4 protein-coding genes and 2 pseudogenes are annotated in these 8,064 nt (G+C 64.4%); 2 read left to right on the forward strand and 4 right to left on the reverse strand.

The annotated features are described in order from the left end of the window. Positions 1 to 89: 89 nt before the first annotated feature. From Q0331_RS03515 to Q0331_RS03525, 3 genes are read right to left on the reverse strand one after another with little or no spacing between them, the layout of a single operon-like run. Positions 90 to 3,989, reverse strand: coding sequence for a Pls/PosA family non-ribosomal peptide synthetase (locus Q0331_RS03515; protein ID WP_298074920.1), 3,900 nt, complete (start codon positions 3,987 to 3,989; stop codon positions 90 to 92). Positions 3,990 to 3,996: 7 nt separating this feature from the next. After that, positions 3,997 to 4,443, reverse strand: a complete 447-nt coding sequence (locus Q0331_RS03520) for a MarR family winged helix-turn-helix transcriptional regulator (protein WP_298074922.1) — start codon at positions 4,441 to 4,443, stop codon at positions 3,997 to 3,999. Between the two features lie 32 nt (positions 4,444 to 4,475). Beyond that, positions 4,476 to 4,787, reverse strand: a complete 312-nt coding sequence (locus Q0331_RS03525) for a rhodanese-like domain-containing protein (RefSeq protein ID WP_035004725.1) — start codon at positions 4,785 to 4,787, stop codon at positions 4,476 to 4,478. Positions 4,788 to 4,926: 139 nt separating this feature from the next. Here Q0331_RS03525 and Q0331_RS03530 point away from each other — a divergent pair, with 139 nt between their 5' ends. After that, positions 4,927 to 7,344 (forward strand): HAD-IC family P-type ATPase, encoded by a 2,418-nt coding sequence (locus Q0331_RS03530; RefSeq protein ID WP_298074925.1) that lies wholly within the window; start codon positions 4,927 to 4,929, stop codon positions 7,342 to 7,344. Here Q0331_RS03530 and Q0331_RS03535 read toward each other — a convergent pair. After that, positions 7,341 to 7,823 (reverse strand): annotated as a pseudogene (locus tag Q0331_RS03535) (inorganic diphosphatase). The gene Q0331_RS03530 and the pseudogene Q0331_RS03535 sit on opposite strands and share 4 nt — an antisense overlap. Before the next feature lie 46 nt (positions 7,824 to 7,869). Here Q0331_RS03535 and Q0331_RS03540 point away from each other — a divergent pair. Next, a pseudogene (locus Q0331_RS03540) lies at positions 7,870 to 8,064 on the forward strand (D-alanyl-D-alanine carboxypeptidase/D-alanyl-D-alanine-endopeptidase); the annotation flags it as partial.

Below are 8,064 nucleotides of genomic sequence, written 5' to 3' on the forward strand. Positions count from 1 at the left end.
TACTCCCCACTAGTCGGTAACTGATTTCTCAGTCCAACTAATGGGGAGCAGTTCATGCGTAGGGCGACCGGGGCTTGTGCTTATGGAGGCTAACTCTCCACGATCTCGATCGGGTTGCCCTGCCACTTCGTTGCGGCGGGAACGTGGTCGCCGCGCATTACTAGTGACGCCGGGCCGACCGTCGCCGCCTGTTCGATCGCTGCGGCGGGCAGAGCCACGCTGTGGGGTCCCATCGTCGCGCCGTCGCCCAGGGTGACGGTATCCAGGCTCATCACACGGTCCTGGAACAGGTGTGTCTGCACCACACAACCCGGGCCCACGCTCGCACCCCGGCCAATGCTGACCAGGTCCGCCTCGGGCAGCCAGTAGGAGTCCAGCCACGCACCCCGGCCGATCTTCGCGCCCAGTGCACGCAGGAACATGTTCAGGCTGCCGGTGCCCATCGTGTGCGCCAGGAACCACGGGCCGGCCACGGTCTCCACGAACTGGTCCTGCAGCTCGTTGAGCCACACGAAGGCCGACCACAGCTCGTGCTCGCCCGGCTTGATGCGCTGCACGCACAGCCACTTCATCAGCACTGTCACCACTGCCGCCGCGAAACCAGCGCCGACCAGAACTAGGCCGGAGACCGCGAAGGCCTGCCAAATGCCCTGGTTCACCAGCATCCACTGCAACGCCAGCACAACGCCCGCCGCGATCATGGCGGAGGTCATCGGCGCCAGCAGGCGCAGGGTCTCCACGATGCCGCGGGCCACCTTCAGGCCGAAGCCCGGGTTGTAGGTGCGGGACTCTCCGCCGGTCTCCACGGCCACGCGACGCAAACGCTCCGGCGGGGAACCCAGCCAGTTGCTGCCGGACTTCGTCTTCACCGGGGTGGAGGAAAGCACTGCCACCAGGGAGTTCTTCTTCAGCGTGCGATCCGGGCCGGCGATACCGGAGTTACCCAGGAAGGACCGCTTACCCACCTTCGTGTTACCTGTAAGCATCCAGCCGCCACCGCCGAGCTCGTAGCCGCCGACCATCGTGTCGTCTGCTAGGAACGCGCCCTCGCGCACCTCGGCGAAGCGCGGCACCATCACAGCCGTGGAGATCTCCGCATCCTTGCCCACCTTGGCGCCCAGACTGCGGAACCACAGCGGGGTCAGCTGTGCCGCGTACATCGGGAACAGTTGCGTACGGGCGCTATCCATCAGACGCTCGACCGCCCATACGCGCCAGCCGCTGAGGCTGCGCACGGCCACCACGCCCGGCTTCAGGCCTGCGGACAGCAGACGGACGGACAGCCACGTCAGTGCTGCGTACGTTGCGAATGCCACCAAACCACCGACTGCGGCGATGGGAAGCGCCAGCAAGGGGGCGTCAACAGGAACGAGCCACAGCACAAACGCCGCAGCGACGAACAGAGCCACCAGGGGCAGGAACGACATCGCAATGGCGCTCAGCGCGTAGAGCCAGAACCACATGGTGCGGCGCGGGGCGGCCTGCTCCGGGAAACGATTATGCGCCTTGCCGACCTTCACCGCAGGCGAGCCCGCCCACTGCGAACCTGCCTTGACCTTCTTGGCTCCCGTGACGGCCGAACCGGGCTCGATGTGAGCACGAGCACCGATGCGGGAACCGGGGAACAGGGTGGAGCGGGCGCCGACGGAGGCATCCTTGCCGACTTCGATGCGTCCGACATGCAGCACATCACCCTCCAGCCAGTAGCCGGAAAGATCCACTTCCTGCTCGATGGAACAGTGCTTGCCCAGGGTCAGCAGGCCAGTGACGGGCGGCAGGGTGTGCATCTGCGCGCCCTTGCCGACCTTCGCGCCCAGCCAACGGGCATAAGTAGTAATCCACGCGGCACCCGAGACATCGCGCGCGCCGGAGGAATCCGCCACGCGCTCCGCAGCCCAAATGCGCAGGTGAACAGAGCCGCCGCGCTTATAGTCGCCCTCGCCGATACCCGCCGTAATCAGGCGGATCAACAGCGCGGACAGTGGCAGACGGCCCAGCGGGGTGGCGAAGACAATCACCGCAGCGATGACCACGGCCCAAGGAACGTCTACCACCCACGGCAGATCGCCCGCCCACGAAGAACCGTGGAACAGGATCGCGTTGAACACCAGGATCCAGGTCACCCACTGCGCACCCGCGAGAGTGAGCGCCGGAATCTGGATCAGCGCCTGCGCAAGGCGGGTGCCGATGCCCACCGGTTTGGCAGGCTTGACGTCCTTGGCCTGTGCGGCCTGGCCAGTGCCTGCGCCGCCGGTCTTTTCACGCAGAGAGTCGATGTGCTCGGCCAATGCGCCCAGGCGGGAGTGATCATAGAGATCGCGCACGCTGACGGTCGGAACCTCCTGGCGCACGCGGCTGATCAAGGTGGCCGCACCCAGGGAGGTGCCGCCGAGGTTGAAGAAATCTGCATCCGGGCTGTTCACTGCCGTGCCGAGCGCATCGGCGAATAGCCCCGCCAGCCACTGTTGGGTCGGGTCATCGAACTCCGCGTTGCCGCTGGAAGGCAGCGGCCACGGCAGGGCCTTCTTGTCCACCTTGCCGGAGGTCGTCACCGGCAGCTCGTCCAGCGCGCACAGGCGCGGAACCATGGCAGCGGGCATGGAGTCGCGCAGCTGGTCTAGTGCTTGCTGCTGGTCGAAGTCTTCGACGTTGCCCTCGGTGGAGACGTAGCCCACCAGCACCTTGTCGCCGCCGCCGGTGGTCTGCACCACGACGGTCGAGCTGCGCACTCCGGGGAGAGCGGACAGTGCGGCGTCTACCTCACCGAGTTCGATTCGACGCCCACCGATCTTCACCTGGTCGTCGATACGACCGACGAAGTACAGGCCATCTTCCTCGAGGCGCACATGGTCACCGGAGCGGTAGGCGCGTTCCCAGCCGAGCTCCGGCATGGGCGCGAACTTCTCCGCATCCTTCTCCGGATCCAGGTAGCGGGCCAGGCCGACGCCGCCGATGATCAGCTCGCCGGTCTCGCCCCAGCCCACCGGCTGGTTGTTTTCGTCAACGACTGCCAGGTCCCAGCCGCGCAGGGGAGTGCCGATGGAAACCGGGCGCACCCCGTCCATGGTGGTGCCGCAGGCCACGACGGTGGCCTCGGTCGGGCCATAGGTGTTCCACAGCTCGCGGGAATCGGTGGCCAGACGGACTGCCAGCTCCGGCGGGCAGGCCTCGCCGCCGAAGATCAGCAGACGCACGGCATCCAGGGCCTCATCCGGCCAGAGACCGGCCAGGGTCGGCACAGTGGAAACGGCCGTGACGCTGCGGGAAACCAGCCAAGGGCCCAGATCTACACCAGAGCGAACCAGGGCACGCGGGGCGGGCACCAAGCAGGCGCCGTGGCGCCAAGCCAGCCACATCTCCTCACAGGAAGCGTCGAAGGCCACGGAGAGGCCAGCCAGCACACGGTCGCCCGGGGCCAGCGGCTCGTCCTGCAGGAACATCTCCGCCTCTGCATCCACGAAGGCAGCCGCGTTGCGGTGGGTGACCGCCACGCCCTTCGGCTTGCCGGTGGAACCGGAGGTGAAAATGATCCACGCATCGGTTTCCAGGTCTGGGCCGAATACCTTGTCGGAGGCTGCTCCGGGATCTGCCTGCAGGTTTTCGTCGACTAGCTGCAGCCCTTCAGCGCCGTAAATTGCGGCCACACCGGCTTCGCCGAAGACGAGGGAAGCTCGTTCCTCGGGGTCGTCGGCGTCAACAGGTACATAGGCAGCACCGACGGCCAGGGTGGACAGAATAGCGATGTAGAGCGAGCGATCACCGCTGGGCATGCGAATGCCGATGCGGTCGCCGCGCCCAAGGCCACGGTTATGCAGCCACTCGGCGGTTTCGTTGATCTCGTCGAGCAGCTCGGAATAGGTAATAACCCCCTTGCCGTCGTCGATAGCGGGGGCTTCTGGGCATGCCGAAGCCGTCGCACGCACAATGTCGATGAGCGTGCGCGGCTCCGGTGCCTCGTGGGAACGGAGGTACCGGGAAGGAATCTGCACTTTCTGCCTAGGCCTCCTCTGAAGAGATGATGGCCTTGGCCAGTTTGCTCAAGTGCTTAAGCTGCTTGGAAGTGGATTCGTCCAGCGCCTTGTCCTCGGCGGAGGCGACCAGAGGGGAAAGGCTGGTGTAGGTCTTATTGCCCTTCTTGGTCACCGAGATGATTTGACGACGACGATCCTTGGGATCCTTAACCCTCTTAGCGAGCGAGCGCTTTTCCAGCGAGTCAACCAGGCGAACCATGTCGGAGCGGTCCACTCCGAGGATCTCGCCCAGCGTGGCCTGGCTTGCGGCATCGCCATCGACGAGGCACGCAAGAACCCAGAATTCGCGCAGGTTGAAGCCCTTTTCCGCGAGCGCGGTCTCTACGAAGTCGCGGGTGCGGCGGCGTAGGCGCTCAAGCTGGAAAGAGGGTGAAGACAACAAGTCAGCGGGTAGCGGCGTGTTTTCGGACATGCCACAAATATAACGCTGACCGTGGGTCTTGTCTAATTGTGGGGTTGCCCCACGATAGGGAGTCCGGCGTCTCGCCAACCGGCCGTGCCATTAGCAACGTTGATTGCGTCGATGCCGTTCTGCTCCAGCCACTGGCAGGCGCGCGCGGAGCGGCCACCGGACAGGCAGATCAGGTAAATGTCCTCGTTCAGATCCAGCTCGCCGTAGCGGGCCTGTAGCTCGGAGAGTGGCAGGTTGGTCGCGCCCTCGGCGTGCCACTGGTTGTATTCATCCACCTCACGAATGTCGATCAGCTGGGCGCCAGCAGGAACATCGGTGGGCTGTACTGTTTCGAAATCACTCATGGCGCCCCATTGTAGGCAAGGTGGCGAAGGTGGGCAGCCAGCGAAGTGGAGTTGGATAGCACGGAGTTAAATAACGTGGAGTTAAATAGATGGGGCATCCCGGTGGGGACCTGCCGGGCCGTTTACGCAGGAGGTTGAAGTGGCGCACGCCAGCGAGCAAGCCAGCGCCGAAGTGCAGGCCGCCTCTTCGCGGGGACTCACGGCCGCCGAGGTTGAGGAGCGCAAGCAACGCGGCGAGGTGAATGCGCAGAGCCGCGGAACCGGCCGAAGCGTGGCACAGATCCTGCGTGCCAACATCTTTACCCGCGTCAATGCCATCCTCGGCGTGCTGTGCGCGATCGTCCTGTCCACCGGTTCGGTCATAAACGCCGCCTTTGGCTTGCTCATTATTGCTAACTCCGCGGTGGGTGTGGTCCAGGAGCTGCGCGCCAAGAAGACCCTCGACAAGCTGCGTATCGTCGGCGAATCGGAACCCAGTGTCATCCGCGATGGCGAGGAAAAAACCATCCCGCAGCACGAAGTCGTCCTCGGGGACATCATCAAGCTGCGCAGCGGGGACGAGGTCGTGGTGGACGGTACGGTGGTGGCCGGCTCACTGCGCGTCGACGAATCCCAGCTGACCGGCGAGGCCGATGCCGTGAGCAAGGGCGAGGGCGACGAGATCCTCTCCGGATCCTTCGTCAACGAAGGCTCCGCCGTCTTCCGCGCCGATAAGGTGGGCGACGAGGCCTATGCGGCACGCCTAGCCTCCCAGGCCAGCGAGTTTTCGCTGACCGACTCCGTGCTTATGAACGGCATCAACAGCATCCTCAAGGTAATCACCTGGCTGCTTATCCCCACCGGCATCCTCACGATCTGGACCCAACTGGTCCGCTCCGATACGGGCCTGCGCGAATCCATCCTTTCCATGGCCGCGGCGATCGTCCCGATGGTGCCCGAGGGACTGGTTCTTATGACCTCCATCGCCTTCGCAGCGGGCGTGATTCGCCTTGGCAAGTACAAAGCCCTGGTCAACGAGCTTGTCGCCATCGAAGGCCTCGCGCGCGTCGATACGGTGTGCACCGACAAGACCGGCACCCTCACCACCAATGAGATGGAGCTGGATTCCATCGTCGCTGCTGACGGTAGCGAAGCGGACGAAGCCTGGGCGCGCAACCTCGCCTCCATGCTGAACGCCCAGGACAACCTGAACGACACCGCCCGCTCCATCGTGGCCGGGCTGCGCGAGCGCGGTGTGGAACCCGACCAGTGGCAGGGCCACGAGATTCCCTTTAACTCGCGCTACAAGTTCTCCGGGTTCGTCTGCTCGGACGCAACTGCCTGGATCATGGGCGCCCCCGACGTACTTCTGCGGGAAGGTGGCCGCGCCGCAGAAACGGCCAAACAGCTGGGCGATCAGGGACTGCGCATCCTCGTGTTCGGCAAGCCCGAAGGCGCCGATGGGGAGGCCTGGGCCAACACGGACGACCTCAACATGGATTCCGCCCCGCAACTGAGCGAACCGGTGCTGGTGGTGCTCCGCCAGCAACTGCGCTCCGATGCCCGCGAAACGCTCGCGTACTTCGACGAGCAGAACGTGGACATCAAGGTGATTTCCGGCGACAACTCGGATTCCGTGGCGGCGGTCGCGCGCAAGGCAACCGACCGGGATCTCGTGGCGGTGGACGCCCGCACGCTGAACGGCCTGGACGACGAAGCCTTCGATGCGGAGATCAAACGCGGAAACGTGTTCGGGCGCGTCAGTCCTGAACAGAAACAGCAGATGGTGGAATCCCTGCACCGCCAGAACCGCACGGTGGCCATGACCGGCGACGGCGTCAATGACGTGCTGGCGCTGAAAAAGGCAGACATTGGCGTGGCCATGGGCTCGGGCGCACCCGCAACACGCAGTGTGGCGCAGCTAGTGTTGCTGACGAACAAGTTCTCCGCATTACCGCGCGTGGTGGCCGAGGGGCGCCGGGTGATCGGCAACATCGAGCGCGTGGCGCATCTATTCCTGACGAAGACGGTGTACTCGGTGGTGCTGGCGCTGGTGGTGGCGGTGCTGGGAATCTCTTTCCCGTTCCAGCCGATTCACGTGACGATCACCGGCTGGTTCACTATCGGCATCCCTGCGTTCATTCTGTCGCTAGCTCCGAACACGGAACGTCCGCGGGACGGTTTCGTCAGGCGTGTGCTGGCTTTGGCCATTCCCTCCGGTGTGCTCATCGGAGGCATCTGCGTGACGATGTGGATCATCATTTACCCCGGCGCGGAGGTGCCGGAAATTCAGCGGCAACAGGCCGGTACTGCCGTGCTGCTGGCGCTGATCGTCATGGGTTTGTGGGTGCTGGGTATTGTGGCGCGGCCGCTGAATTGGTGGAAGGTGCTTCTGCTGGCCGGCTGTGTGGGCGGCTACCTGGTGATCTTCCTGGCGCCACCGCTACGTGAGTTGTTGATTCTGCGCACGGGCAACCTGAAGCTGATGTTCACGGGGTTGGCCGTGGGCGCGGGCGGGGCGGTGCTCATTGAGGTTGTGCACCAGATTGCCGCCCGCCGGCAAGCGGCTGTGAGTTAGCCCTTGTAGCGCTCGATGGCCTCGTCGAGGATCTTCACTGCTTCCTCGGCGTTACCCCAACCGGAGCCGTTGACTTCCTTGCCCGGCTCCAGGTCCTTGTAGTGGACGAAGAAGTGCTCGATCTCGTTCTTGGTGAACTGGTCGATGTCCTCGATGTCCTGGAACTGGTCGAAGCGGACGTCGTCCAGCACTCACAGCAGCTTGTCGTCGCCGCCGGCCTCGTCGGTCATCTTGAACACGCCAACCGGGCGGGCCTCAACGATCACGCCGGGGAAGACCGGCTCCGGCAGGATCACCAGTGCGTCCAGCGGGTCGCCGTCCTCGCCCAGGGTGTGGTCGATGAAGCCGTAGTCGGCCGGGTATGCCATCGGGGTGAACAGGTAGCGGTCGAGGTGGACCTTGCCGGTTTCGTGGTCGATCTCGTACTTGTTGCGGGAACCCTTCGGGATTTCAACGGTTACTTCGATTTTTTTGCTCATGCGCACCATTCTAACCGAGCGCCTTTTTTCGGCTAGGGTGAAACGAGTGAGTGAGCAGAAGTCCCTGAAAGTATGGCTGTGGAGCATCCTCGCCTTCGTGATCGTCGTGGCGGTCGTAGTGGGGGCTGCTGTGCTGTGGTCGATGAATGGCCGCTACGAGGTGCAGGCCGCCGAGCAGTTGGTGGAGCCCACCCCGGTGATGCACGCGCCAGAGGGGGACGTGCCGGATGTGCAGGCCGCT

It is taken from the genome of uncultured Corynebacterium sp., assembly GCF_937999985.1.
Taxonomy (GTDB): Bacteria; Actinomycetota; Actinomycetes; order Mycobacteriales; family Mycobacteriaceae; genus Corynebacterium.

Coding starts and splice junctions, on each gene's coding strand:
- Q0331_RS03520 (WP_298074922.1), bottom strand. CDS start 4,443: ATGTCCGAAAACACGCCGCTACCCGCTGACTTGTTGTCTTCACCCTCT.
- Q0331_RS03525 (WP_035004725.1), bottom strand. CDS start 4,787: ATGAGTGATTTCGAAACAGTACAGCCCACCGATGTTCCTGCTGGCGCC.